The sequence below is a fragment of the Martinezella sp. CNPSo 3732 genome (genome assembly GCF_057784515.1).
Genome location: NZ_JBXSOO010000028.1, coordinates 15885 through 41986 on the forward strand (window position 1 = coordinate 15885; position 26102 = coordinate 41986).

The 26102-nt window shown below is 61.5% G+C and carries 22 protein-coding genes; 19 read left to right on the top strand and 3 right to left on the bottom strand.

The features are described 5' to 3' along the window. Positions 1–120 precede the first annotated feature (120 nt). Genes hisB through coaA form a run of 7 tightly spaced genes read left to right on the top strand, consistent with a single transcriptional unit; the run spans position 121 to position 4791 of the window. Positions 121–729, top strand: coding sequence for an imidazoleglycerol-phosphate dehydratase HisB (gene hisB, locus AC13RM_RS29395; protein ID WP_015338215.1), 609 nt, complete (start codon positions 121–123; stop codon positions 727–729). Positions 730–754: 25 nt separating this feature from the next. Further along, positions 755–1252 (top strand): DUF2628 domain-containing protein, encoded by a 498-nt coding sequence (locus tag AC13RM_RS29400; RefSeq protein ID WP_113233577.1) that lies wholly within the window; start codon positions 755–757, stop codon positions 1250–1252. Positions 1253–1254: 2 nt separating this feature from the next. After that, the gene (gene hisH, locus AC13RM_RS29405) at positions 1255–1905 is read left to right on the top strand and encodes an imidazole glycerol phosphate synthase subunit HisH (RefSeq protein WP_488555998.1); all 651 of its coding nucleotides are present in this window, start codon (positions 1255–1257) and stop codon (positions 1903–1905) included. Between the two features lie 26 nt (positions 1906–1931). Beyond that, a complete protein-coding gene (hisA, locus tag AC13RM_RS29410) occupies positions 1932–2675 on the top strand; it encodes a 1-(5-phosphoribosyl)-5-[(5-phosphoribosylamino)methylideneamino]imidazole-4-carboxamide isomerase (RefSeq protein ID WP_113233579.1) in 744 nt (247 codons plus the stop codon). Beyond that, positions 2672–3460, top strand: coding sequence for an imidazole glycerol phosphate synthase subunit HisF (gene hisF / locus AC13RM_RS29415; protein ID WP_113233580.1), 789 nt, complete (start codon positions 2672–2674; stop codon positions 3458–3460). The genes hisA and hisF overlap by 4 nt, the downstream gene beginning before the upstream one ends. A gap of 13 nt (positions 3461–3473) precedes the next feature. Then, positions 3474–3788 (top strand): phosphoribosyl-ATP diphosphatase, encoded by a 315-nt coding sequence (locus AC13RM_RS29420; RefSeq protein WP_113233581.1) that lies wholly within the window; start codon positions 3474–3476, stop codon positions 3786–3788. Positions 3789–3795: 7 nt separating this feature from the next. Beyond that, positions 3796–4791, top strand: coding sequence for a type I pantothenate kinase (gene coaA, locus AC13RM_RS29425; RefSeq protein ID WP_113233582.1), 996 nt, complete (start codon positions 3796–3798; stop codon positions 4789–4791). 3 nt (positions 4792–4794) lie between these two features. Here the strand turns inward: coaA and AC13RM_RS29430 are convergent, their stop codons facing one another. From AC13RM_RS29430 to AC13RM_RS29440, 3 genes are all read right to left on the bottom strand, one after another. Next, positions 4795–5403 carry an alpha-ketoglutarate-dependent dioxygenase AlkB gene (locus AC13RM_RS29430; RefSeq protein ID WP_374824645.1) on the bottom strand — a complete coding sequence of 203 codons (609 nt, stop codon included), beginning with the start codon at positions 5401–5403 and terminating at the stop codon, positions 4795–4797. A gap of 288 nt (positions 5404–5691) precedes the next feature. Continuing rightward, complete coding sequence (arfB, locus tag AC13RM_RS29435; RefSeq protein WP_106999661.1) at positions 5692–6126, bottom strand: alternative ribosome rescue aminoacyl-tRNA hydrolase ArfB; 435 nt, start codon at positions 6124–6126, stop codon at positions 5692–5694. 243 nt (positions 6127–6369) lie between these two features. Beyond that, positions 6370–7980 (bottom strand): phosphoenolpyruvate carboxykinase, encoded by a 1611-nt coding sequence (locus tag AC13RM_RS29440; RefSeq protein WP_374824648.1) that lies wholly within the window; start codon positions 7978–7980, stop codon positions 6370–6372. 351 nt (positions 7981–8331) lie between these two features. On the opposite strand from AC13RM_RS29440, the gene AC13RM_RS29445 reads away from it, so the two are divergent. The 12 genes from AC13RM_RS29445 (at position 8332) to trxA (ending at position 26081) form a co-directional block, all read left to right on the top strand. After that, on the top strand, positions 8332–9063 hold the full coding sequence (locus tag AC13RM_RS29445) for a response regulator transcription factor (protein ID WP_208409584.1): 732 nt from the start codon (positions 8332–8334) through the stop codon (positions 9061–9063). A gap of 39 nt (positions 9064–9102) precedes the next feature. After that, positions 9103–10941, top strand: a complete 1839-nt coding sequence (locus AC13RM_RS29450) for a sensor histidine kinase (RefSeq protein ID WP_113233586.1) — start codon at positions 9103–9105, stop codon at positions 10939–10941. 8 nt (positions 10942–10949) lie between these two features. Further along, entirely contained in the window at positions 10950–11414 is a 465-nt protein-coding gene (locus AC13RM_RS29455; protein WP_113233587.1) for an HPr kinase/phosphorylase, read from the top strand. A 140-nt stretch (positions 11415–11554) separates the two neighbouring features. Next, on the top strand, positions 11555–11956 hold the full coding sequence (locus AC13RM_RS29460) for a PTS sugar transporter subunit IIA (protein ID WP_015338202.1): 402 nt from the start codon (positions 11555–11557) through the stop codon (positions 11954–11956). A 19-nt stretch (positions 11957–11975) separates the two neighbouring features. Beyond that, positions 11976–12251 carry an HPr family phosphocarrier protein gene (locus AC13RM_RS29465; protein ID WP_069613940.1) on the top strand — a complete coding sequence of 92 codons (276 nt, stop codon included), beginning with the start codon at positions 11976–11978 and terminating at the stop codon, positions 12249–12251. Positions 12252–12432: 181 nt separating this feature from the next. Next, positions 12433–13833, top strand: a complete 1401-nt coding sequence (ahcY, locus tag AC13RM_RS29470; protein WP_113233588.1) for an adenosylhomocysteinase — start codon at positions 12433–12435, stop codon at positions 13831–13833. Positions 13834–14199: 366 nt separating this feature from the next. After that, a complete protein-coding gene (locus tag AC13RM_RS29475) occupies positions 14200–16617 on the top strand; it encodes a PAS domain-containing sensor histidine kinase (RefSeq protein ID WP_488555999.1) in 2418 nt (805 codons plus the stop codon). Next, a complete protein-coding gene (gene tsaE, locus AC13RM_RS29480; RefSeq protein ID WP_488556000.1) occupies positions 16614–18125 on the top strand; it encodes a tRNA (adenosine(37)-N6)-threonylcarbamoyltransferase complex ATPase subunit type 1 TsaE in 1512 nt (503 codons plus the stop codon). The genes AC13RM_RS29475 and tsaE overlap by 4 nt, the downstream gene beginning before the upstream one ends. A 73-nt stretch (positions 18126–18198) precedes the next feature. After that, positions 18199–18930 carry a nucleotidyltransferase family protein gene (locus AC13RM_RS29485; RefSeq protein WP_488556001.1) on the top strand — a complete coding sequence of 244 codons (732 nt, stop codon included), beginning with the start codon at positions 18199–18201 and terminating at the stop codon, positions 18928–18930. Positions 18931–18934: 4 nt separating this feature from the next. Then, positions 18935–22126 (top strand): double-strand break repair protein AddB, encoded by a 3192-nt coding sequence (addB, locus tag AC13RM_RS29490; protein WP_488556002.1) that lies wholly within the window; start codon positions 18935–18937, stop codon positions 22124–22126. Further along, positions 22119–25685: a double-strand break repair helicase AddA gene (addA, locus tag AC13RM_RS29495; RefSeq protein ID WP_488556003.1), complete on the top strand. Its 3567-nt coding sequence runs from the start codon at positions 22119–22121 to the stop codon at positions 25683–25685. Before addB ends, addA begins: the two co-directional genes overlap by 8 nt. 75 nt (positions 25686–25760) lie before the next feature. Next, a complete protein-coding gene (trxA, locus tag AC13RM_RS29500) occupies positions 25761–26081 on the top strand; it encodes a thioredoxin (RefSeq protein ID WP_015338194.1) in 321 nt (106 codons plus the stop codon). Positions 26082–26102 lie beyond the last annotated feature (21 nt).

Genomic DNA, 26102 nt, shown 5'->3' on the forward strand with positions numbered 1-26102 from the left:
AATGGCAACCGCGCCCGAATAATGGCGGCAAGCCGGCTAAACGCGTAAGGCCCTTGCGTAACTTCTGGATATTTCCCGATCCGCCTGATATGGAACGGCCGTATTCCGATGGAGCAGCCCATGGCAGAGACCGCAGCGAGCCGCACGGCAAGCGTTTCCCGCAAGACCAACGAGACCTCGGTCTCCGTTTCCGTCAATATCGACGGCAGCGGCAAATCGACGATTTCGACCGGCGTCGGCTTCTTCGACCATATGCTGGAACAGCTGTCGCGACATTCGCTGATCGACATGGAGATCGATACCAAGGGCGACCTGCATGTTGACGATCACCATGCCGTCGAGGATACCGGCATCGCGATCGGCCAGGCGATTGCCAAGGCGCTGGGCGACCGGCGCGGCATCACCCGCTATGCCTCGATCGATCTCGCCATGGACGAGACGATGACGAAAGCCGCCGTCGACCTCTCGGGCCGGCCCTTCCTCGTCTGGAACGTCTCGTTCAGCGCCCCGAAGATCGGCACCTTCGATACCGAACTGGTGCGTGAATTCTTCCAGGCCTTAGCGCAGAATGCCGGCATCACCTTGCATATCCTCAACCATTATGGCGCCAACAATCACCATATAGCCGAGACATGCTTCAAGGCCGTTGCGCGCGCCTTGCGCACCGCAACCGAGATCGATCCGCGGCAGGCAGGCCGGGTGCCCTCGACGAAAGGCACGCTCGCCTGAGCCCCATCATGGGGAAAGTGAAGAGATGGCAAGCTATCTGATTTTGTCTCCGCCCGGAGCATCGAACCGTTCCGATACTTCGGATCGGTATCGCGATGACACGCGATTCATCTGTGACGGCTTTTCATGGACGGCGTTCCTATTTCCGACGCTTTGGATGCTCTTTCATCGGCAGTGGCTACACGCGGTCGCCGCCTTCCTGCTGCAGGGCATTGCGCTGGAACTGATGCGTCAGCCGGGCTTTTTCGCCGCCGGAGCCACGCTTCTGCTTGGTGTCCGCGCCCTTGCGGCTCTTGAGGGCCGACATGCGGTCAGCAATCGTCTCATCAGCCGCGGCTGGAAGGTTGAAAACCTCGTCTCGGCACACGATCTGGCGACTGCGGAGGAAATCCACTTTTTCGCGCTCGAGCAGAAGCCAAACCCGGATATCCACCCTAAAAATTGGGATATCTCCGCCATCAACACGAATACCAGCCGCCCAGGCCCGAGCTTCGGCCTTCCCGGCTATGACGGAGGACGCTGATCATGCGCGTCGCGATTATCGACTATGGTTCCGGCAATCTGCGCTCGGCCACCAAGGCTTTCGAGCGGGCTGCCCGCGAGGCAGGCATCGACGCAGAGATCGACCTGACCGATGACGCCGAGCGCGTCGCCACCGCCGACCGCATCGTGCTTCCCGGCGTCGGCGCCTATGCCGATTGCCGTCGGGGCCTCGATGCCGTGCCCGGCATGGCGGAAGCCGTGGTCGAGGTCGTGGAACACAAGGCTCGCCCCTTCTTCGGCATTTGCGTCGGCATGCAGCTGATGTCGTCGCGCGGGCTGGAAAAGACGATCACTCAAGGGTTTGGCTGGATCAAGGGTGACGTCAAGGAAATGACGCCGAGCGATCCCAGCCTGAAAATCCCGCAGATCGGCTGGAACACGCTGGATATCCGTCATTCGCACGCGCTTTTCGACGGGATCGAGACGGGGCCGAACGGCCTGCATGCCTATTTCGTCCACTCCTACCATCTGGCCGCCGACCACGGGGACGATGTGATCGCGACGACGAGCTATGGCGGGCCGATGACCGCCTTTGTCGGCCGTGACAATATCGCCGGCGCGCAGTTCCATCCGGAAAAGAGCCAGAAACTCGGCCTTGCCCTGATCGCCAATTTCCTGCGCTGGAAGCCGTAACGCCTAGCGCTCCAAGGACAGACATCATGATTCTTTTTCCTGCTATCGACCTAAAAGACGGCCAATGCGTGCGCCTCAAGCTCGGCGATATGGAGCAGGCAACCGTCTACAACCCCGATCCCGGTGCCCAGGCGAAAGCCTTTGAAGACCAGGGCTTCGAATGGCTACATGTCGTCGATCTCAACGGCGCCTTCGCCGGCGAGACCGTCAACGGCGCCGCCGTCGATGCCATTCTCAAGGCGACGAAGAACCCGGTGCAGCTCGGCGGCGGCATCCGCACGCTCGACCACATCGAAAACTGGCTGTCGCGCGGGCTTGCCCGCGTTATCCTCGGCACCGTGGCCGTGCGCGATCCGGCGCTTGTCGTCGAAGCCTGCCGGCGTTATCCCGGCCATATTGCTGTCGGCATCGATGCCAAGGGCGGCAAGGTAGCGGTCGAGGGCTGGGCCGAGGCCTCCGAACTCGGCGTCATCGAACTCGCCAAGAAATTCGAAGGTGTCGGCGTTGCCGCGATCATCTATACCGATATCGATCGCGACGGCATTCTCACGGGGATCAACTGGGATTCGACCTTGGAACTGGCAAACGCCGTTTCCATCCCCGTCATCGCCTCCGGCGGCCTTGCCTCGCTTGATGACATCCGCCGCATGATCCAGCCGGACGCCCGCAAACTGGAAGGTGCGATTTCCGGCCGCGCGCTTTATGATGGCCGGATCGATCCGAAAGAGGCACTGGCCCTGATCAAGCAGGCCAAGGAGGCAGCGCAATGACCCTGAAAGCCCGCGTCATCCCCTGCCTCGACGTCAAGGACGGCCGCGTCGTCAAGGGTGTCAATTTCGTCAATCTCGTCGATGCCGGCGATCCGGTCGAAGCCGCCAAGGCCTATGACGCGGCCGGTGCCGACGAACTCTGCTTCCTCGATATCACCGCTTCCTCCGACAATCGCGACACTATCTTCGACGTCGTGGCCCGCACCGCCGAACAATGCTTCATGCCGGTCACGGTCGGCGGTGGCGTGCGCACCATCGCCGACATCCGCAAGCTGCTGCTCTGCGGCGCCGACAAGGTTTCGATCAATTCGGCGGCGGTCAACAATCCCGATTTCGTGGCTGAAGCGGCCGACAAGTTCGGCAACCAGTGCATCGTCGTTTCCATCGACGCCAAGCGGCGCCGGACCGAGGCGCTCGGTGGCGACAATCTGAGCGCCTGGGAAATCTACACCCACGGCGGCCGCAACGCGACCGGCATCGATGCCGTCGATTTTGCCCGCAAGATGGTCGAGCGCGGTGCCGGCGAGCTGCTCGTCACCTCCATGGACCGCGACGGCACGAAGGTCGGCTATGATCTGGAGCTGACACGGGCGATCGCCGATGCGGTACGCGTGCCCGTCATCGCATCGGGCGGTGTCGGCGATCTCGACGACCTCGTCGCCGGCGTCAAGGAAGGCCATGCGACGGCGGTGCTCGCCGCTTCGATCTTCCACTTCGGCACCTATTCGGTGGGCGAGGCAAAGCGCTACATGGCCGAGCGCGGCATTCCGATGCGGCTGGATTAGGAGACAGCAAGCGATGAGCGGATTTACCCTTTCCGACCTCGAACGAATCGTCGGGGAACGCTCCAAGGCTTCGCCGGACGAATCCTGGACAGCGAAGCTTGTTGCCGCCGGCCAGCCGAAGGCAGCGAAGAAACTGGGCGAAGAAGCGATCGAGGCCGTGATGGCAGCGGTCACCAACGATCGCGACAATCTTACCTATGAGGCCGCCGATCTGCTATATCATCTTATGGTCGTATTGAAGATTGCCGGCATTCCGTTAGAGAATGTCATGGGTGAGCTCGAAAGGCGCACCAGTCAATCCGGCCTTCAAGAGAAGGCAAGCCGGTAAGAACGCGATGACGACAGCGACCAAGACCGAGCCGGCACACGAGACGCTCGATATCTTCCAGGCGAAAGCCTATTCGCCCTATTATTTCTTTTCCTCGGAAGAATGGGCGAAATTCCGCGCGGACACGCCGCTGACGCTGACATCAGACGAAGTGAAGCGGCTGCGCTCCATGGGCGACCCGATCGATCTCGACGAAGTCAGGCGCATCTATCTGTCGCTGTCGCGGCTGTTGTCCTCGCATGTGGAATCCTCGCAGATTCTCTTCGAGCAGCGCAATCGCTTCCTCAGCCTCTCCGATATCGCTAAGACGCCCTTCGTCATCGGCATCGCCGGTTCGGTCGCCGTCGGCAAATCCACGACAGCACGTATCCTGAAGGAATTGCTGGGCCGCTGGCCGTCGAGCCCGAAGGTCGATCTCGTCACCACGGACGGCTTTCTCTATCCGAACGCCGAGCTGCAGCGCCGCAACCTGATGCAGCGCAAAGGCTTTCCGGAAAGCTACGATACGGCGGCGCTGCTGCGTTTCCTCTCGGCGATCAAGGCCGGCCAGCCGAATGTGCAGGCACCCTCCTATTCGCACCTCGTCTACGACGTGCTGCCGAACGAATTCAAGACGGTCGACCGCCCGGATATCCTGATCTTCGAGGGCATCAACGTGCTGCAGTCGCGGCATCTGCCGGCCGATGGCAAGATCGTGCCGATGGTCTCCGATTTCTTCGACTTCTCGATCTATATCGATGCCGACGAGGAGCTCATCCACAACTGGTATGTCGCCCGTTTCATGCGGCTGCGCGAAACCGCCTTCCGCGATCCCAACTCTTTCTTCCACCGCTACGCCTCGATCAGTGAGGAAGAGGCGCTGGCGATCGCCGAGGGGCTGTGGAAGAACATCAATCTGAAAAACCTTCGCCAGAACATTCTGCCGACGCGGCCGCGCGCCGATCTCATCCTGCAAAAGGGCAAGAATCACCTGATCGAGCAGGTGGCGTTGAGGAAGCTCTGAGGCTTAGGGCTGGACGCGCCTGAGGGTAAGATTGATCCGGCCGCCATTCTTCAAGAGCGTCGAGGTCGCCGGATAGATGCGATCGACGCCGTGGAAGCATAGCCTTCCCTCTCCCCCGAGAACGACTATATCGCCGCTCGCAAGCTTGAAGGATAGCGTGCGGTCATTGCGGCTGAGCCCGCCGACCCGAAAGAGGCAGGTATTGCCGAGCGAGACCGACAGCACCGGCGCCTTGAGATCCTGTTCGTCGCGATCCTGATGCAGACCCATGCGCGCATCGTCGCCATAGAAATTGACGAGGCAGGCTTCGGGCGACTTTTCATAGCCCGCTATATCACCCCAGAGATCCAGCAATTGCTGCGGCATGGCCGGCCAGGGGTGGCCGGTAACGGGGTGCGTCGACTGATAGCGATAACCGCGCTGCTTGTCGGTCACCCAGCCGAGCGAACCGCAATTGGTCATCCGGACCGACATCTCCTTGCCGGTACCCGGCATGACCGGTGTGTAGAGCGGTGCTTCTGCCACGACGACGCGGATCGCCTCGACGAGCGCTTCCTGGGCAGGGTGGTCGAGATAGCCGGGGAGATGGCGAATTCCGTTGGGGAGCAGCATTTTGTTTTCCTGATGGTATCGCTGGTCAGGTGAATGCGTCATCGCCTCGCCTTCCTGCATGGCCCCTCACCCCAGCCCTCTCCCCGCAAGCGGGGCGAGGGAGTCTTTCGTGCCTCAAGCAGGCTGTCGCAAAGAGGAAACCCGCTGTGTCACGCTGTCGTCCCTTCTCCCCGCATTGCGGGGAGAAGGCTAGGATGAGGGGCCAGGCACTTAGCTTCCGCGAAATTGCACTCGCCTGGCAAGCTATCTTGGCCCACCCAGACTAAGATCGCAGCCCGAAAAGCCGAACTAGTCGCCACCAACCTTGCCGCGCATCTTCTTGACCTCGGAGCGCCCGGATTTCTCCTTCAGCCGGCGCTCGATCGATCCCTTTGTCGGCTTGGTCTTCCGGCGGGGCGGCGGCGGTGGGGCGGCGGCTTCGAGGATCAGTTCCTTCAGCCGCTCGCGGGCATCTTCGCGATTGCGATCCTGGCTGCGGAAGCGGCTGGCCTCGATCATCAGAACGCCATCCTTGGAAACCCGCCGGCCGGCAAGCCTGATCGCATTCGCCTTGACGCGGTCGGTCAGCGAGGGGGAGTTCTGGACGTTGAAGAAAAGCTGGACGGCGGTCGCGACCTTGTTGACGTTCTGACCGCCGGGACCGCCTGCCAGAACAAACTGTTCCGTCAGCTCCCAGCCGGCAATCGTGATCCGGTCGTTAATGTAAAGCGCTTCGCTGGCCATGATTTTCTCCGCGCCTGTCTATCCCACATTGATGCGCGGTTGAAAATATGGTTGTGGCGAGTTTGGCGGCCGTCTCGTCCTTCGAGGCTTTGCTCTTCGAGCTCCGCACCTCAGGATGAGGCGGAGCAAGCTATGCGACCGGGCACAAGAGACTAGCCCTCATGGTGAGGAGGCCCAGAGGGCCGTCTCGAACCACGAGGGCGAGTGGGTTTCACGTGAGTCATGGCTCCCGTGAGAGATTATTTACTCTGCAGCGACCGGCATCCCCGGGGCGGCATCACGGACGTTGCCGTCCACATGATCCTCGAACTTGGCGAAATTGGTGACGAACATCTGCACCAGCTTTTTCGCCTGTGCATCATAGGCGCCGCCATCGGCCCAGGTGGAGCGTGGGTCGAGGATGGCGGTATCGACGCCTTCAACGGCGACCGGCACAGCAAAGCCGAAATTCGCATCGGTGCGGAATTCGACATTATCGAGATCGCCCTTCAAGGCGGCCGCGAGCAGCGCACGCGTCGCCTTGATCGGCATGCGGCTTCCCTTGCCGTAGGCGCCGCCGGTCCAGCCGGTGTTGACCAGCCAGCAACGGGCGCCGTGGCGGGCGATCAGCTCCTTGAGCAGATTGCCGTATTCGGCCGGATGACGCGGCATGAAGGGAGCGCCGAAGCAGGTCGAGAAGGTCGCTTCCGGCTCCACGACGCCCTTTTCCGTGCCGGCGACCTTGGCGGTGTAGCCGGACAGGAAGTGGTACATGGCCTGATCCGGTGTCAGCTTTGCGATCGGCGGCATGACGCCGAAAGCGTCCGCCGTCAGCATGATGATCGTTTCGGGGTGGCCGGTGATACCGGATTCCGAAGCATTTGGGATGAAATGCAGCGGGTAGGCGCTGCGGGTGTTTTCCGTCAGCGAGCCATCATCGAGATCCGGCCGGCCGTGCTCATCGAGCACGACGTTTTCCAGCACGGTGCCGAAACGGCGCGTCGTGGCGTAAATTTCCGGCTCGGCTTCTGCCGAAAGACGGATGGTCTTGGCGTAGCAGCCGCCTTCGAAATTGAAGATGCCGTTTTCGCCCCAGCCATGCTCGTCGTCGCCGATGAGCGTGCGGGTGGGATCGGCAGAGAGCGTCGTCTTGCCGGTGCCCGACAGGCCGAAGAAGATCGCTGCATCGCCTTCGGGACCGACATTGGCTGAGCAATGCATCGGCATGACGCCGCGCTCCGGCAGCATGTAGTTGAGCGCCGTGAACACCGATTTCTTCATCTCGCCGGCATAGGAGGTGCCGCCGATCAGGACGATGCCATTGACGAAATCGCAGGCAATCACCGTTTCGGTGCGGCAGCCATGACGCTCCGGATCGGCGCGGAAGCTTGGCAGATCGATGATCGTCAGCTGCGGCACGAAGCTTTCCAGCGCCGCGCGATCGGGGCGGATCAGCAGGTTGCGGATAAATAGCGAATGCCAGGCGAATTCGGTGATGACGCGCGTCGGCAGAGCATATTCGGCATCGGCGCCGCCAATCAGATCCTGCACGAACAGGTCCTTGCCGCGGGCATGGGCCAGCATGTCTTCATGCAGGAGCTCGAAATGCTCCGGCGACATCGGCTTGTTGTTGTCCCACCAGATCTGGTCTTCGGTGGTGGCATTGCGCACCACGAACTTGTCCTTCGGAGAACGGCCGGTGTGCTGGCCGGTCAAGGCCCTGAGCGCACCGTCGGCGGTCAGATCGGCTTCGCGACGGCGAATCGCCTCTTCATAGAGGTGAGCTTCCATGAGGTTGTAACGCACACTGGCGGCGGCTCCCAGGCCGATCGATCCCAGTTCAGTCGCGGGATTGCGGACGCCGAATTGCTCCATCACTTTTTCCTCTACAAAGGGGCTTGGCCGTTAGAACTAACTAAAGCGTAGAGGGCTCTTTTTAAAAGCACAAGAGCTATAAGCGAAAAATATTTAATGATATCAGTTATTTAATCGATTTAAATAAATTTCCTCATTTTTAAATCGTTTGAATAGCGGGTGGCGCGACGTCACGTCACACAACCCCTGCGCAAGGGTTTTTCCGGGCAACAATCCTCCCCTTTATCTTTGCCACAATTTGTTCCACCTTTATCCCCATAAGCGCGCCAGGTTACCGCCGACCGAGCTGGCAGACCGCCTGGGCTGGATTCCAAATCCGGGAGACGCGCACTGATGACGGAGACGAACACCATGTTGACAATCGCGCTCGTTGACGACGACCGCAATATCCTGACTTCCGTATCGATTGCCTTGGAAGCAGAGGGATATAAGGTAGAGACCTATACGGACGGAGCCTCGGCGCTGGACGGCTTGCTTGCCCGGCCGCCGCAACTGGCGATCTTCGATATCAAGATGCCCCGCATGGACGGCATGGAGCTCCTGCGCCGCCTGCGCCAGAAATCCGACCTGCCGGTGATCTTCCTCACCTCGAAGGACGAAGAGATCGACGAACTCTTCGGCCTGAAGATGGGCGCCGACGATTTCATCACCAAGCCGTTCTCCCAGCGCCTGCTGGTCGAACGCGTCAAGGCCGTTCTCCGCCGCGCCTCCGCCCGCGAAGCCGCAAATGCTGCCGGCGGCGCAGCCGCCGCCAAGCCGGGTGCTGCGCAGCAGGCCCGTTCGCTGGAACGCGGACAGCTTGTGATGGACCAAGAACGCCATACCTGCACCTGGAAGGGCGAGCCGGTAACGCTCACCGTCACCGAATTTCTCATCCTGCATTCGCTGGCGCAGCGTCCCGGCGTGGTCAAGAGCCGCGATGCGCTGATGGATGCGGCCTATGACGAGCAAGTCTATGTCGACGACCGCACGATCGACAGCCACATCAAGCGGCTGCGCAAGAAATTCAAGATGGTCGACCTCGATTTTGATATGATCGAGACGCTGTATGGCGTCGGCTACCGTTTCCGCGAAGCTGCATAAGAGTTAACTGGACCATACGGCGAACGATGGAATAAGAGCATGCGGACGGGATCGACGATCCCGTTCTTCGAAAGGGCCGTTGGCTTGGCACAGCTGGTGCAGGACAGGGATATAGACGACTCGGAAAGCCCGAGCGGCGCTCGGATTGCGCGCCGGCGCTGGACTCATCCGTTTGTTCTGATCCGCCGTATCTTCGGTAATGCCGTATTTTCGAGCCTGACGCGGCGCATCCTGTTCTTCAATCTGGCCGCCCTCGTCGTTCTGGTCGGCGGCATTCTCTACCTCAATCAGTTCCGCGAAGGCCTGATCGATGCCCGCGTCGAGAGCCTCTTGACGCAAGGCGAGATCATCGCCGGCGCCGTCTCGGCATCGGCATCGGTCGATACCAACTCCATCACCATCGACCCGCAGAAGCTGCTGGAGCTGCAGGCCGGCCAGAGCATCACGCCCGTTCCGAACGACGAGGATCTCGAATTCCCGATCGATCCGGAAAAGGTGGCGCCGGTGCTGACGCGGCTGATCTCGCCGACGCGCACGCGCGCGCGCATCTTCGATGCAGACGCGAACCTGCTGCTGGACAGCCGCCATCTCTATTCCCGCGGCCAGGTGCTGCGCTACGATCTGCCGCCCGTCGAAGACGAGAAGCAGAGCTGGTCCGACTGGTTCAGCGGCCTGCTCAACAAGATGCTGCAGCCGGGCAACCTGCCTGTCTATAAAGAAGCGCCCGGCGGCGACGGCTCGATCTATCCTGAAGTCATGAACGCGCTGACCGGCGTACGCGGCGCCGTTGTCCGCACCACGGAGAAGGGCGAGCTGATCGTTTCGGTCGCCGTGCCGATCCAGCGCTTCCGCGCTGTGCTCGGCGTGTTGCTGCTCTCGACCCAGGCCGGTGATATCGACAAGATCGTTCATGCCGAGCGTCTCGCAATCATGCGTGTCTTCGGCGTCGCGACGCTGGTCAACGTCGTGCTGTCGCTGCTTTTGTCCTCCACCATCGCCAATCCGCTGCGCCGGCTTTCGGCTGCGGCCATCCGCGTGCGCCGCGGCGGGGCGAAGGAGCGCGAGGAGATTCCGGATTTTTCCGCTCGCCAGGACGAAATCGGCAACCTGTCGATTGCGCTGCGCGACATGACATCGGCGCTTTACGACCGCATCGATGCGATCGAAAGTTTCGCAGCCGACGTTAGCCACGAACTGAAAAACCCGCTGACATCGCTGCGCAGCGCTGTCGAAACGCTGCCGCTCGCCAAGAGCGATGATTCGAAGAAGCGGCTGATGGACGTGATCCAGCACGACGTTCGCCGCCTCGACCGCCTGATCAGCGATATCTCCGACGCATCGCGCCTCGACGCGGAGCTCGCCCGTTCGGATGCGAGATCGCTGGATATGGAAGTGCTCCTGCGCGACATGATCGAGATTTCAAGGCAGGTCGGACACAGCAAGAAAGCTGTCGAGATCGACTATATCGTCGACCGCAAGCCGGGCAACAAGGCGAATTTCTCCATCGACGGTCACGACCTGCGCATTGGCCAGATCGTCACCAATCTCATCGAAAACGCACGTTCCTTCGTTCCGGCGGAAACCGGCAAGATCACCGTGCGGCTGACGCGGACGCGGACGCGCTGCGTCATCTATATCGAAGATAATGGTCCGGGCATTCAGGCCGAAAATATCGACCGTATCTTCGAGCGCTTCTACACCGACCGGCCCGAATCCGAAGGTTTCGGGCAGAATTCCGGTCTCGGGCTTTCGATCAGCCGGCAGATCGCCGAGGCGCACGGCGGCTCGCTGCGCGCGGAAAATATCGTCGACAGCGATGGCGCGACGCTGCTCGGCGCCCGCTTCATCCTATCCCTGCCCGCCCAGACCACGGCGTGAGCAGCCGCATGACCGGCGAAACCACCAATATCCATGCAACGGCGATCGTCATAGGCAAGACCGGGCTTTTGTTCCTTGGCCCTTCGGGCAGCGGCAAATCCGCTCTCGCCTTCTCCTGCATTGCCGCCGCCAAGCCCCTCGGACTGGCGGCAAGCCTTGTTGCCGACGACCGGGTACTGATCAGCGAACACAACGGCTCCGTTATTGCAAAATGCCCGCCCTCGATCGCAGGACTCATGGAAATCCGTTATACCGGCATCGTTCGCATGCCTTACATTTCCGAGGCCGAAATGCACTTCGCCATCCGGCCTGTCGACACGGCAACGGCCGAAAGACTGCCACCCGAGGATGAGCTGATCGATATTACCGCATCCGCGCGGTTGCCGTTGATCCGATTGGCTGCAACCTCGGCGAATCCGCTTGCCATAATAACGGCGAAAATCGGCGCGAGTTTGGATGAATCGGCCATTTAGGCCCGAACAGGCGCGCAAATCCTGTATTTTAAGCTTGCACTTCGTCTTTTCATCGCCAAGATGTCCCCCCACTGGTGGACGACATTGCTGCATTGCGATATGGGCCACCTGTTTGCGTATGCGATGGGAGCAGTAATATCATGATTGGACTTGTGCTTGTCACTCATGGCAAGCTGGCTGAAGAGTTTCGGCATGCTGTCGAGCATGTCGTTGGTCCGCAGAAGTTCATAGAAACGGTATGCATTGGTCCCGAAGACGACATGGACAAGCGGCGGCAGGATATTCTGCAGGCCGTTGCCGGTGCCGACGACGGGCACGGTGTCATCATCCTCACCGACATGTTCGGCGGCACTCCTTCCAATCTCGCAATCTCCGTCATGAATAGCGGCCACACCGAGGTCATCGCCGGCGTCAATCTGCCGATGCTGATCAAGCTCGCAGGCGTGCGCGGCGACAACAACATGGAAAGGGCCCTGGTGGAAGCTTCAGAGGCCGGGCGCAAATATATCAACGTGGCCAGCCGTGTGCTCAGTGGCAAATAACGAGGCAAACACCGCCCCCATGACCGAGCTTTCCCGGGAACTCCTGATCATCAACAAGCGGGGTCTGCATGCCCGTGCATCGGCGAAATTCGTGCAGACCGTCGAAGCCTACGACGCCGCGATCACCGTTTCCAAGGATGGCACCACAGTTGGCGGCACCTCGATCATGGGCCTGATGATGCTCGCCGCCAGCCCCGGCTGCAGCGTGCTGGTCACGGCGAGCGGCAACCAGGCCGCAGAAGCGCTCGAGGCGCTCGACCAGCTGGTCGCCAACAAGTTTGGCGAGGAAATCTAGGCGTTTTCCTGCGATTGCGAATTGGATATAAAGACATAAAGACTTCTTTATATCATTATTGATTTCCATCCTGAAGCCTGCTACACGGCATCATCCACACGCTGTCAGCGTGCAATTCTTGTTGCATTCGGCCGAGGCGTCTGCCCGCGGCGCGGCTGCATCGTTCAGGCTGGAGACCTTCATGAGCACTGAAAAGGACTACATCGTCGCGGATATCGGCCTTGCCGACTTCGGCCGCAAGGAGATCACGATCGCCGAAACCGAGATGCCGGGCCTGATGGCCTGCCGCGCCGAATTCGGCGAAGCGCAGCCTCTAAAGGGTGCACGCATCACCGGTTCGCTGCACATGACGATCCAGACGGCCGTTCTCATCGAGACGCTGGTCGCACTCGGCGCTCAGGTGCGTTGGGCATCGTGCAACATCTTCTCGACGCAGGACCATGCCGCCGCCGCGATCGCCGCCTCCGGCGTTCCGGTCTTCGCCATCAAGGGTGAAAGCCTCGAAGACTACTGGACCTACACGGACAAGATCTTCCAGTGGACCGATGGCGGCCTCTCCAACATGATCCTCGACGATGGCGGTGATGCCACCATGTACATCCTGCTCGGCGCTCGCGCCGAAGCCGGTGAGGACGTGCTCTCCAACCCGCATTCGGAAGAAGAGGAAATCCTCTTCGCACAGATCAAGAAGCGCCTTCAGGCAACGCCCGGCTGGTTCACCAAGCAGCGCGACGCCATCAAGGGCGTAACGGAAGAAACCACCACGGGCGTCAACCGTCTGTACCAGCTTAGCCAGAAGGGCCTTCTGCCCTTCCCGGCCATCAACGTCAACGACAGCGTCACCAAGTCGAAGTTCGACAACAAGTACGGCTGCAAGGAATCGCTGGTCGACGGTATCCGCCGCGCCACCGACGTCATGATGGCCGGCAAGGTCGCTGTCGTCTGCGGCTATGGCGATGTCGGCAAGGGTTCTGCCGCTTCGCTTTCCGGTGCCGGCGCCCGCGTCAAGGTCACGGAAGTCGACCCGATCTGTGCCCTGCAGGCAGCCATGGACGGCTATGAAGTCGTTCAGCTCGAGGACGTCGTTTCCTCGGCTGACATCTTCATCACCACGACCGGCAACAAGGACGTCATCCGCATCGACCACATGCGCGCGATGAAGGACATGGCGATCGTCGGCAATATCGGCCACTTCGACAACGAGATCCAGGTTGCCGCGCTGCGGAACCTGAAGTGGACGAACATCAAGCCGCAGGTCGACATGGTCGAGTTCGCCAAGGGCAACCGCATCATCCTGCTGTCGGAAGGCCGTCTCTTGAACCTCGGCAACGCCACCGGCCATCCCTCCTTCGTGATGTCGGCTTCCTTCACCAACCAGACGCTGGCGCAGATCGAGCTCTTCACCAAGCCCGGGCACTACAAGAACGAAGTCTACGTACTGCCGAAGCACCTCGACGAGAAGGTCGCCCGTCTGCATCTTGCCAAGCTCGGCGTGAAGCTGACGGAGCTTTCGGAAGAGCAGGCTTCGTATATCGGTGTGACGCCGAAGGGCCCATTCAAGTCTGACCACTACAGATACTGATTATTAAAACAGTATCCACAACATCTTGTGGCCCTGGCATTGACAAATGCCGGGGCTTATTTTTTAGCCAGCTCCCTTCCCCCAGATTCCCCTAGGCAGTATTGTTTTTACACTTGATTCGTGACGAACCGGGCGTGCCCGGAGCCATGAAAATGGGATGTCTTGTCAGGATGCGGCACATTATAAGACGGAGACAGACCTCTTATGTTTGAAGGGGAAGACAACCTGCATCAACCAGCGCTACACCGAGTGGCGACGCGGTTGCAGCGGGGTAGTGCATATCGGCTTTCAACAAAAATGAAGCAGGGCAAAGGTCGGCTGGCGCGCCTGAGCCGCTTACTGCGGCTCAGCGTTTTTGGCGGTCTCATGACCGGCCTGGCAGGTCCCGTTCTCGCTCAGAGCAACGATGCCGCGCAGGCGAGCATGCGCCTCTTCACCTCTTCGGAAATGGCCGTCTTCTCCGTCATTATCGGCGTGATCTCTGCCGCACTCCTCTCGACCATGTGGATGGTCCGGCAGCGCGGCAACATGGAAAGCGAAAGCCGCGAGATCCGTACGGCCCTTTCGGACGCCAACCAGCGTATTTCGCAATATCAGGCGCTGATTGCCGACAAGAACCGCCGCATCGTCATCTGGGATGGCCAGAATGCGCGGCCCGAACTGCTCGGTCAGCTTCCGGTCGAGACCGGCGCGCCGCAGGACAATGAATTCCTCGCCTTCGGCCGCTGGCTGAAATCATGGTCGGCCGGTGAGCTCGACAAGGCGATCGACACGCTGCGCGGCAGCGGCCAGAGCTTCGACATGGTGGTCGAAACCAACCGCGACGAAATCCTGGAGGCACAGGGTCGCATTTCCGGCGGCCGCGCCTTCGTCCGCTTCATCGCGCTCAACAATCTGCGCGCCGAACTCGCCGAGCTGAAGATCGAACGCGACCGACTGATGACCTCGATCTCCACCTTCCAGAATTTGCTCGATGCCATCGACCTGCCCGTCTGGCAGCGCGATGCGGAAGGCAAGCTCACCTGGGTCAATCAAGCCTATGGCGAGGCTGTCGAGGCTATTTCGGCGGAAGAGGCGATTCGCGAAGAACGCGAATTCCTGACGACCGTCGCCCGCGAGCGCATCCGCGCATCGGCAACGCCGGAATCGCCCTTCCACGACAAGATTTCGACCGTCGTGCACGGCAACCGCACGTTCTTCGACGTCGTCGACGTCAAATCACCAAACGGCTCCGCCGGCATCGCGATCGATATTTCCGAAGCGGAAGCGGTTCGCGCCGAGCTTGCCCGTACACTCAAAAGCCACGCCGAAACCCTCGACCATCTCGCAACACCGGTTGCGATTTTCGATGGCGACAGACGACTGCAATTCTATAATCAGGCCTTCGTCCAGCTCTGGGAACTCGATATCGCCTTCCTTGAGAAACGACCCGACAATAGCGAGCTTTTGGACCGGCTGCGCGGCGCCAAGAAGCTGCCGGAACAGCTGAACTGGAAGACCTGGAAGGACGGCGTCCTTTCGGTCTATCGCGCGCTCGACACGCAGACCGATCTCTGGCACCTGCCGAACGGCCAGATTCTCAAGGTTTTCGCGACCGCACATCCGCAGGGCGGCGCCACATGGGTATTCGAGAACCTGACCGAGCAGGTCGATCTCGAAACGCGCTACAACACGCTGGTCAAGGTCCAGGGCGAGACCATCGACCATCTATCGGAAGGCGTCGCCGTTTTCGGCCCCGATGGCCGCATCCGCCTGTCGAACCCGGCATTCCGCATTCTCTGGAACATCACCGAGGCGCAGGCGAAGCCTGGCACGCATATCCAGGCGCTCGCCGAAGCTTGCTTGCCCTCCTATGACAGGCCGGACGGCTGGAAGCGCTTTGCCGAGCAGATCACCAGCTTCGACGATGAGCGCCCATCCTCACAAGGCACGCTGGAGCTCTATTCCAATCTGGTGCTCGACTACGCGGTCATTCCGCTGCCGAACGCGCAGACCATGCTGACCTTCGTCAACAAGACCGACAGCGTGCGCGCCGAACGCGCCCTGACCGAGAAGAACGAAGCACTGCTGAAGGCGGACGAGTTGAAGAACGATTTCGTCCAGCATGTCTCCTACGAACTGCGCTCGCCGCTCACAAACATCATCGGCTTCACCGACCTTCTGAAGACGCCTGGCATCGGCTCTTTGAATGAGCGGCAGGCCGAATATATCGATCATATCTCGACCTCGTCTTCCGTGCTGCTGACGCTGGTCAACGACATCCTTGATCTCGCGACGCTCGACGCCGGCATCATGCGGCTGAACTATTCCGAAATCGTGCTCTCCGATCTGCTCGACGAAGTCTCGATGCAGATCGCCGACCGGCTGCAGGAAAGCGGTGTGACGCTCGAAATCACCGTGCCGGCGCACCTCGGCTCCATCGTTGCCGATCAGCAGCGATTGAAGCAGATCCTGCTCAAGCTCCTGACCAATGCCGCCAATTTCGCGCCGGAAGGATCGACGATTTCGCTGAAATGCGGACGTGAAGGCGCGGATTTCGTCTTCTCAGTCGCCGATAAGGGTCCGGGCATACCGGAAGAACTGATCCAAAGCGTCTTCAACCGCTTCGCCTCCGGCGGCAAAGGCGGCAAGCGCAGCGGTGCCGGCCTCGGCCTTTCCATCGTCGAAAGCTTCGTCAGCCTGCATGAGGGCGAGGTTTCGATCGAAAGCCAGCCGGGCAAGGGAACGACGGTCACCTGCCGAATTCCTTCGGCCGAACTGCCCCACTCCGTCGCAGCAGAATGACAGCCTCAGAAAGCAGCATTTCCCTTTTCCTCGCAGATGACGCCGCCACGGCTCAGCTCGGCGAAGATCTGGCGCTGGCCCTGAAGATCGGCGACTGTCTGGCACTATCAGGCGATCTTGGCGCGGGGAAATCCTCGCTCGCCCGCGCGCTGCTGCGCGCCATGGCCGACGATCCCGAACTGGACGTGCCGAGCCCGACCTTTACCCTCGTGCAATCCTACGAGCTGCGCATCCCGGTCTCGCATTTCGACCTCTATAGGCTCGGTGACCCCAGCGAGTTGACGGAGCTCGGCTTCGACGAAGCCCTGCAGACCGGCATCTGCCTTGTCGAATGGCCCGAAATGGCCGAAGGCGAGCTGCCGAAAGAGCGCATCGATCTCAAGCTGACGCATGAGGGCGAAGGACGGCGCGCCGTCATCACGGCACCGGCGAAGCAGATCGCACGCATCGAGCGCGTATTGGCTATACGCGCCTTTCTCGATTCGCATGGCTATCGCGGTGCCGCCAGACGTTTCCTCACTGGCGATGCCTCGCTGCGGGCTTACGAGTCCCTTTATCCCGCCGACGGCAGCGACCGCGTGATCCTGATGGATTGGCCACGGCTGCCGGAAGGGCCGCCGGTACTCGACGGCAAGCCCTATCCCAAGGTCGCGCATCTTGCCTGGGATACTTATCCCTTCGTGGCGATCGCCAACATCCTCAGAGAAAATGGCTTCGCCGCTCCGGAAATCTTCGCTGCCGACTACGATCTCGGCATTCTTCTGATCGAGGATCTCGGCACCGACGGCGTGGTCGACGCCGGAGGAAAGCCTATTGCCGAGCGCTATCGCGCCAGTGTCGCCTGCCTTGCGCATCTGCACGGTCTTTCCATTCCCCGCGACATTCCGGTCACGCCGGATCACATCCATCACATTCCGGATTTCGACCGGACCGCCATGAAGATGGAAGCGCGGCTGCTGCTCGATTGGCATCTGCCCTGGAAGCGCGGCACGCCGGCAAGCGATGAGGAACGAGCCAGCTACCTGGCGATCTGGGACAGACTGATCGATCAGCTCGATGACGCGGAAAAGAACCTGCTGCTGCGCGACATGCATTCACCGAATATCATCTGGCGGGCGCATGAACAGGGCATAAAGCGTGTCGGCATGATCGATTTTCAGGATGCGATGATCGGACCGACCTCCTATGACGTCGCCTCGCTGGTGCAGGATGCGCGGGTGACGATCGAGCGCGATCTGCATGACCAGCTGATGGCCGACTACCTCGCGCTTCGGCACGTCCAGGGCGGCTTCGACGAGGCGAAATTCCTGAAGAGCTGGGCGATCATGTCGGCACAGCGCAATTGCAAGCTCGCCGGCCTCTGGGTGCGGCTCTTGCAGCGTGACGGCAAGCCCGGATATCTGAAGCATATGCCGCGCACGCTCGCCTATCTTGCCATCGCCTTCGAGCACGAAGCGCTCGCGCCTCTGCGCGAATGGTGCGAGAAGGCCGGTATTGGCCGGGTATAGCGGGCCAAGACCCGCGACGGCTTTCTAGCCTTGTGCTAAGGAAAGCAGATACGAATCGAAGGTTCGAGACGAAATGACCATCAAGCAAGCCATGGTACTGGCGGCGGGGCTTGGAACCCGCATGCGACCGATCACCGACACTATCCCGAAGCCGCTGGTGAAGATCGCCGGCAAGCCGATGATCGATTATGCGCTGGATGCGCTGGCGGAAGCCGGCGTCGAGCAGGTCGTCGTCAACGTTCATCACCACGCCGACCAGATGGAAGCACATCTGCGCGGCTATCGCGGCCTCGAAATCCTGATTTCCGACGAGCGGGACGCGCTGATGAACAATGGCGGTGGTCTCGTCAAGGGCTTGAAACTTTTGAGCCGCGATTCGGTGTTCGTCATGAATGCCGATCTGTTCTGGATCGGCGAGAGGCTAGGCCATCCCACCAATCTTGAAAAGCTAGCCGGATTCTACGACGAGCAGCGCATGGACATGGCTATGCTCTGCGTTGAGTTGGAACGGACCACGGGTCATAATGGCAAGAATGACTTCGCCATGGCGCAAGATGGAAGGCTCGCCCGCTATCGCGATGTCGGACACGACGGCGTCGTCTATGCCGGTGCAATTGCGATGAACCCGTCCTTCCTCGACGACGCACCTGACGACGCCTTCAACATCAACACATATTACGACAAGGCCATCGCTCGCAGCCGGCTCTATGGCACGATGCTCGACGGTCACTGGCTGACTGTCGGCACGCCGGAGGCGGTCGGCGAGGCGGAGGAAACGATCCGGAATTTCCGGGCGTTTGCGTGAGCCTATGGCAGGCGGACACCGGCAGCGCATTCTGACGATTCCGGCAGGCCTGCCCTTCCTGAGGACCCTTGCGACGGCTCTTTGCGATGGCCGGCTGACCGAGCATTTCCGTCACGATCCAGCCGACCCGCTGTCGCTCGCCAAAGTCAGCATCTTCCTGCCGACGCGGCGCGCGGCGCGCGTGCTGCGTTCGGAATTCGTCGACCTGCTCGGCGGCCGCTCCGCCATCCTGCCGATCATTCGCCCGCTCGGCGAAACCGATGACGACAGCGGCTATTTCGAAGAAACCCTGCCGGAAACGGCCGATCTGGCGCAGCCGCTTGCCAATACCGCCCGATTGCTGGAGCTGGCGCGGCTAATCCTTGCCTGGCGCAATAAGCTGCCGCAGATCGTGCGCGATATTCACTCCGATTCGCCGCTGGTGGCGCCTGCAAGCCCGGCTGACGCCATATGGCTCGCGCGCAATCTCGCCGAACTCATCGATTCGCTGGAGACGGAGGACCGCGAATGGAGCGAGCTTGCGGCTCTCAGCGCGGAGGATCATGCGCTCTGGTGGCAGCTGACGGCGGAATTCCTGGCGATTGCCAGCGCCTTTTGGCCGGCGCGTCTTGAAGAACTCGGAAAGTCCTCGCCCGCCCGCAATCGCAATGCCGTCCTACGCGCCGAGGCGCAGCGCATGTCCACTATGCGGCATCCGGGGTCGGTTATCATAGCAGGCTCGACCGGCTCGGTGCCGGCCACTGCAGAGCTGATCGCAGCGGTCGCCTCCTTGCCGCAAGGTGTCATCGTGCTGCCCGGCCTCGATCTTACGATGCCGGAGGAGGATTGGCAGCTCGTCGCGCCGGAAACCTCAATCGGCGAAAGGGCCGATCCGACGACGCGCAGCCATCCGCAATATGGTCTCTCGCTGCTGCTGAAACGGTTGCAGGTCACGCGGCGCGATGTCGAACCCATCGCGGATGCGGCTGAAACCATGCAGATGCGAACGCAGATCCTGTCGCGCGCACTGGCGCCGGCCAAGGCGACGAGCGGCTGGGGAAGTTGGCGCAAGACGCTCGCTCCCGATGCGATCTCGAATGCATTCGCCGACGTGGCGCTGATCGAAGCGGCCAACGAGCGTGAGGAGGCGACCGCGATCGCCATCGCCTTGCGGCTGGCGCTGGAAAAGCCGGGACGCAACGGCGGTGAGAGCCAGGCGGCCTTGATCACGCCCGACCGCAATCTCGCCCGCCGCGTGACCGCCGAGCTTGCCCGTTTCGGCATCACCGCCGACGATTCCGCCGGTACGCCGCTGAACGCGACGCCGCAAGGCACGCTACTGCAATTGCTGCTGGAAGCATCCCTCCGCCCCGGCGACCCCGTTGCCGTTGTCGCGCTGCTGAAACATCCCCTCGCCTTGTTCGGCCTGCCTGCGGAAACACATCAACCGGGCGTCGATGCGCTGGAGATCCTGGCGCTGAGAGGCGGCGTCGACAACATCGACATCGGCAGGCTGGAAGCCCTGCTCGACGACCGCGTGACGGAGCAGGGTAATGACCGCCATGCGCCGCAATGGCGCAAAGCGCTACCGCCTGAAGCCATCGAGCATGCGCGAGCTCTGGCCCAGCGAGTGACTGCGGCATGCGAACCGCTGGTATCAGCGCTTTCCCTCTGCGCGTCAGAGGGTCTCCTCACACTTTCGGATTGGGCGGAGCGCACGGGCCGTGCCCTTGAAGCCGTCGCCGTCGACGAGCGTGGCAGCCTGGCAGGTCTCTGGTCCGGCGAATCCGGCGACACGCTTGCCAGCCTCCTTCGGGATGTCATCGAAACCGAAGGTCAACTTGAAGCCGACGGGGTGCAGTGGATCGATATCATGGCAGCACTCTGCGTGGGCCAGGCGGTGAAGCCACGGGCGCTCAGCCATCCCCGCCTCTTCATCTTCGGTACGCTGGAAGCGCGCTTGCAGAGCGTCGACACGCTGATCCTCGGCGGGTTGAATGAGGGCTCATGGCCGGGGCAGACGGCCAACAATCCCTTCATTTCGCGCAGCATGAAGACCGAGATCGGACTGGAGCCGCCGGAGCGTCGCATCGGCCAGCTTGCCCACGATTTCGAAATGGCGAACGGTACCCGCGACTTGATCTATTCCCGCGCGCTGCGCCAGGGCTCGACGCCGACGGTTGCATCTCGCTGGCTGCAGCGGCTGATCGCGCTCGGCGGCAAGGAACTGGAAGAGGCCATGAAGGCGCGCGGCGACCAGTATCGCCATTGGGCTGCGATGATCGACGAGGGTGAAAACCAGGCACCGGCACTGCGCCCTGCGCCAAAGCCGCCCGTGGAATTGCAGCCGAAGAGCTACTCCTTCAGCGAAGTGGGCCGGCTGCGGCGCGATCCCTACTCGATCTACGCCCGGCGCGTGCTGCGGCTCGATCCGGTCGATCCGTTCAACCGCGATCCCGGCCCGGCTGAACGCGGCACGCTCTACCACAAGATCATCGACCGCTTCGTCCGCGAGGGGCACGTGGCCGGCACGCCGGATGCGACGCTGGCCATGGATCGGATCATTGCAGAGCTTTTCGATGCCGAAAAGCTGCCCGTCCATATCGACAGCGTCTGGCGACCACGTTTCCGCGAGGTGGCGCGCGCCTTTCTTGCCTGGGAAGCGGAACGACGGCCCGAAGTGCGCAAAACGGCAACGGAAGTGCCTGCTGGCGTCGAGATCGAGCCGATCGGCATTCGGCTGACAGGCGTTGCCGACCGCATCGACATCAAGAGCGACAAGGGCGCGGACCTTATCGACTACAAGACCGGCTATAATCCCTCGCCGCCGCAGGCGCGCGCACTGCTCGATCCGCAGCTGGCGTTGGAAGCCTATGCGCTGAAGGCCGGCGCCTTTCGCAATATCGGCGCACTGGTACCGGAAAACCTGCTGTATGTCCGGCTGAGGCCCGGCGATCGCTTCAAGGTCGATCAGGTCAACAACGAGCATTCCAGCCGGGGCGGCAAGACGGAAGCGAAGTCGGCTATGGATCTCGCGCAGGAGGCGATGGACCAGCTGGTGAAGTTCGTCTCGCTGCTGCAGTCGGGCGAGAAGGGTTTTTCCTCGCGGCTGATCCCCGCTCAGCAGTTCGAATATGGCGGCGACTACGATCACCTCGCCCGTGTCTCGGAATGGTCGACGGCCGAGACCGAGCAGGAAGGCGGCGGCGATGAGTGATTTTTCCGCCGACGACTTCGCTACCCTGCCCGAAAGCGACGACCCCGGCGTCTGGATCGGCTGGACGACGATCCAGCAATCCATAGCCTCCGACCCCGAACGCTCGGCCTGGGTTTCGGCCAATGCCGGTTCCGGCAAGACGCATGTCCTGACGCAGCGCGTTATCCGCCTGCTGCTATCAGGCGCACGGCCCTCGGCGATCCTTTGCCTCACCTATACCAAGGCGGCAGCGTCCGAAATGTCGAACCGCGTCTTCGATCGGCTGGCCGCCTGGGCAACGATGCCAGACGAGGAGCTGAAGACACGCATCGCCGATATCGAGGGCAAGGAGCCTGATATCTTCAAGCTCGCCGAGGCGAGGCGGCTCTTTGCCAAGGCGCTGGAAACGCCGGGCGGACTGAAGATCCAGACCATCCATGCCTTTTGCGAGGCCTTGCTGCATCAATTCCCGCTTGAGGCGAACGTCGCCGGGCATTTCTCCGTTCTCGACGACCGCGCCGCCGAAGTCCTGCTCGACGACGCACGCCGCGCGTTGCTGACGGCAACGACACCGCATGGCGATGCCGAACTGGCGCGAGCTTTCGACTATGTGCTCGATCTCGGTGATGAATCCGGCCTTGAGACCCTACTGGGTGATATCGTCGCCAACCGTAACGCGATCCGTCGCTTCACCGAAGCGGCCGAGCGCAAAGGCGGCATCGAAGCAGCACTGCTTGCCCGGCTTGGCCTTGGGCCCGGCGAGACGGAAGCGAGCATTGCCGAGCAATATTGGCCGTTGCCCGGTCTGTCCGGAGCAACACTGGAGCTTTATCTCACGCTTGCCGACGAGAAGGGTGGCGCCAAGGCTCAGGAAGTTGCTTATGCGCTGCGGCTTGCCAAGCGCGAGGCAGATCCGCTTGCCCGCGCCGAGATCCTGGAAAAGGCCATGCTGACCGCCAAGGGCGAACCAAAGTCAGACAGCCAGTTCTTCGTCAAGGCCATGCTCGCAGATGCGCCTGCCCTCGCCGAAGCGGTCGCTGAGGCGCGCGCGCATGTCGTTGCCGGCCGCGACCGGTTGAAGCTGATGCGGATGTATCGCGCCACCCATGCTGCCCTTATTCTCGCCGATCGCCTGAACCGCGACTATGAGGAGCTGAAGAAGCGCCGCAGCCAGCTCGATTTCGAGGACCTCATCACCCGCACGGCCGATCTCTTGACCAAGAAGGATGTCGGCCCCTGGATTCACTACAAGCTGGATCAGGGTATCGACCACATCCTGGTGGACGAGGCGCAGGATACGAGCCCGGTCCAGTGGAGCGTCATCCAGTCGCTGGCGGAGGATTTCTTCTCCGGCGACAGCGCCCGCCCGACGCTGCGCACGATCTTTGCCGTCGGTGACGAGAAACAATCGATCTATTCGTTCCAGGGCGCCCGTCCTGAACGCTTTTCCGAGGAGAGCGACCGCACCCGGCGGCGCGTGGCGGCGAGCGGGCAGCAATTCTCGTCGATCCGCCTGCCACTCTCCTTCCGCTCGACTGCCGATGTGCTCGGCGCAGTAGACCACGTCTTCACCAGTCCGGAGAATGCCCGGGGCCTCAGTGCCGTCAACGAACCGGTCGTGCATCGCTCCAGCCGCATCGGCCACCCCGGCGCCGTCGATCTCTGGGAGATGATCGCGCCGGAGCCCGCCGCCAAGGAAGAGGACTGGACGGCACCTTTCGATTCGACGCCTGAGAGCGCGCCGGCCGCCATTCTGGCGCGGCGGATGGCGCATACGATCGGCAATCTCATCGGCCGGGAAACGATCATCGAGAAGGGCAAGGCGCGCTTCATCGAAGCCGGCGATATTCTCGTGCTGGTGCGCAAGCGTGACAGCTTCGTCAACGCGCTGACCCGCGCCCTGAAGCGGCGCGGCAACATTCCCGTTGCCGGCGCCGATCGTCTGGTGTTGACGAGCCATATCGCTATTCAGGATCTTCTCGCGCTTGGCCGCTTCCTACTGTTGCCGGAAGACGATCTTTCGCTGTGCGCGCTGATGAAGAGCCCATTGTTCGACCTCAGCGAAGAGGATGTCTTTGCGGTCGCCGCCTATCGCGATGACGAGGAAAGCGTCTGGAGCCACCTGCAGAGATTTGCCGCAGACGGCCATGATCGCTTCAGCCAGGTGGTCGAACGCTTAAGAACCTTCCTTGCCTTGTCGAAGAGCCTGCCCGTGCACGATTTCTATGCTCGGGTGCTCGGAAGCTTCGGCGGCAGGCGGCAGTTTCTGGCGCGGCTCGGCACCGAGGTCAGCGATATCCTCGACGAATTCCTGACCTTCACCCTCGATCACGAGACGAGCGGCCTGCCCGGCCTGCAATCCTTCATTTCGACGCTGGAACTGGAGGCGCCGACGGTCAAGCGCGAGCAGGACAAGGGCCGCAATGAGGTGCGGATCATGACGGTGCACGCCTCGAAGGGGCTGGAGGCGCCGATCGTCTTCCTTGTCGATGGCGGCGGCAAGGCCTTCACCCATACGCATCTGCCCAAGATGCGACTGATTGAAACCGGCAGAGACGAGATCCCGCTGCCGGTCTGGGTGCCGGTGTCGGCGCTTGCCAATTCTCTCACGCAGGCCGATACGGCGCGGCTGCAGGCGCTGGCGGAGGAGGAGTATCGCCGGCTGCTCTATGTCGGCATGACCCGCGCCGCCGACCGGCTGATCATCTGCGGTTACCGCGGTATCCGCGAAAATGCCGACACCTGGCACGCCATGATCTCAGCCGCCCTGCACGGGGATGAACTACACTGCACGCAGAAGACCTTCACCGGACCTGACGGCGACTGGGAGGGGTTGAGCTGGCGGATTGCCCAGGTCCAACTCGAATTCGAGACCGCGAGGGAGCATGAGAAACGCCCTGAGCGTGTTGGCCTGCCCGACAGTCTCAGCCGGCCGCTGCCGCCGCAAAGAAGCCTGCCGCGGCCGCTCAGCCCCTCCGGCGTCGGCACCGTCATCGACGAGGAAGCCGACGATCTGCTGGTGACTTCGGCGCTTTTCGGCGAGAAAGCCAAGTCGGATCGCGCCCTGCAAAAGGGCCGCTTCATCCACCGGATGCTGCAGACCTTGCCCGAGATCGCGCCCGACGAACGCGCCGATGCCGCCCGACGCTATGCGGAGCGGGCCGCGCGCTTCTGGCCGCAAGTCGAGCAAGAAGCGCTGGTAAAATCTGTCATGGCGCTGCTGGCGCATCCGGATCTGCAGGGCACGTTCAGCACGCATGCGCAGGCGGAAGTCTCGATCATGGGCACGCTCCAGCTCGGCAATCAGTCCTACGCCGTCTCCGGCCGCATCGACCGGCTCGCAGTGCTGGATGATCGTGTGGTCATTCTTGACTACAAAACGAATCGCGTGCCGCCCCGCGAGGAAAGCAGCATCCCCTTCGCGCACAAAGCCCAGCTGGCGATCTACCGCGAGATCCTTTCGCCGCTCTATCCGGGAAAGCGCGTTGACTGCATGCTGGTCTATACCGAAAATGCCTCGATCTACACGCTGTCGGACGGGGCGCTTGCATTGGCGCTTGCGGAGCTCGAGACAAAGTGAAATACCAGATATTGAAATCTGGGCACCGCACCATCACATATCTAGCAACCCGCAAATCCTGGTAAGGAGCAGCCTATGGCTACCGTTAAAGTCGATACCTCCAACTTCGCCACCGAAGTGCTGCAGTCAGCAGAGCCTGTCGTCGTTGATTTCTGGGCCGAATGGTGCGGTCCTTGCAAGATGATCGCCCCGGCTCTCGAAGAGCTCGCCGTGCAGTTCGAAGGCAAGGTCAAGGTTGCCAAGCTCAACATCGACGAAAACCCGGAACTGGCCGCCCAGTTCGGCGTTCGCTCGATCCCGACACTTGCCATGTTCAAGGCCGGCGAAGTCGCCGACATCAAGGTCGGCGCAGCTCCCAAGACGGCCCTGCAGAACTGGATCTCCAGCGCAGCCTGATCGGTATCGATCGCGTGAAAC

What these genes read in the sequence shown, in the direction of transcription:
- hisB (WP_015338215.1), top strand. Translation starts at nt 121, where the DNA reads ATGGCAGAGACCGCAGCGAGCCGCACGGCAAGCGTTTCCCGCAAGACC.
- AC13RM_RS29400 (WP_113233577.1), top strand. Translation starts at nt 755, where the DNA reads ATGGCAAGCTATCTGATTTTGTCTCCGCCCGGAGCATCGAACCGTTCC.
- hisH (WP_488555998.1), top strand. Translation starts at nt 1,255, where the DNA reads ATGCGCGTCGCGATTATCGACTATGGTTCCGGCAATCTGCGCTCGGCC.
- hisA (WP_113233579.1), top strand. Translation starts at nt 1,932, where the DNA reads ATGATTCTTTTTCCTGCTATCGACCTAAAAGACGGCCAATGCGTGCGC.
- hisF (WP_113233580.1), top strand. Translation starts at nt 2,672, where the DNA reads ATGACCCTGAAAGCCCGCGTCATCCCCTGCCTCGACGTCAAGGACGGC.
- AC13RM_RS29420 (WP_113233581.1), top strand. Translation starts at nt 3,474, where the DNA reads ATGAGCGGATTTACCCTTTCCGACCTCGAACGAATCGTCGGGGAACGC.
- coaA (WP_113233582.1), top strand. Translation starts at nt 3,796, where the DNA reads ATGACGACAGCGACCAAGACCGAGCCGGCACACGAGACGCTCGATATC.
- AC13RM_RS29430 (WP_374824645.1), bottom strand. Translation starts at nt 5,403, where the DNA reads ATGCTGCTCCCCAACGGAATTCGCCATCTCCCCGGCTATCTCGACCAC.
- arfB (WP_106999661.1), bottom strand. Translation starts at nt 6,126, where the DNA reads ATGGCCAGCGAAGCGCTTTACATTAACGACCGGATCACGATTGCCGGC.
- AC13RM_RS29440 (WP_374824648.1), bottom strand. Translation starts at nt 7,980, where the DNA reads ATGGAGCAATTCGGCGTCCGCAATCCCGCGACTGAACTGGGATCGATC.
- AC13RM_RS29445 (WP_208409584.1), top strand. Translation starts at nt 8,332, where the DNA reads ATGTTGACAATCGCGCTCGTTGACGACGACCGCAATATCCTGACTTCC.
- AC13RM_RS29450 (WP_113233586.1), top strand. Translation starts at nt 9,103, where the DNA reads ATGCGGACGGGATCGACGATCCCGTTCTTCGAAAGGGCCGTTGGCTTG.
- AC13RM_RS29455 (WP_113233587.1), top strand. Translation starts at nt 10,950, where the DNA reads ATGACCGGCGAAACCACCAATATCCATGCAACGGCGATCGTCATAGGC.
- AC13RM_RS29460 (WP_015338202.1), top strand. Translation starts at nt 11,555, where the DNA reads ATGATTGGACTTGTGCTTGTCACTCATGGCAAGCTGGCTGAAGAGTTT.
- AC13RM_RS29465 (WP_069613940.1), top strand. Translation starts at nt 11,976, where the DNA reads ATGACCGAGCTTTCCCGGGAACTCCTGATCATCAACAAGCGGGGTCTG.
- ahcY (WP_113233588.1), top strand. Translation starts at nt 12,433, where the DNA reads ATGAGCACTGAAAAGGACTACATCGTCGCGGATATCGGCCTTGCCGAC.
- AC13RM_RS29475 (WP_488555999.1), top strand. Translation starts at nt 14,200, where the DNA reads ATGACCGGCCTGGCAGGTCCCGTTCTCGCTCAGAGCAACGATGCCGCG.
- tsaE (WP_488556000.1), top strand. Translation starts at nt 16,614, where the DNA reads ATGACAGCCTCAGAAAGCAGCATTTCCCTTTTCCTCGCAGATGACGCC.
- AC13RM_RS29485 (WP_488556001.1), top strand. Translation starts at nt 18,199, where the DNA reads ATGACCATCAAGCAAGCCATGGTACTGGCGGCGGGGCTTGGAACCCGC.
- addB (WP_488556002.1), top strand. Translation starts at nt 18,935, where the DNA reads ATGGCAGGCGGACACCGGCAGCGCATTCTGACGATTCCGGCAGGCCTG.
- addA (WP_488556003.1), top strand. Translation starts at nt 22,119, where the DNA reads ATGAGTGATTTTTCCGCCGACGACTTCGCTACCCTGCCCGAAAGCGAC.
- trxA (WP_015338194.1), top strand. Translation starts at nt 25,761, where the DNA reads ATGGCTACCGTTAAAGTCGATACCTCCAACTTCGCCACCGAAGTGCTG.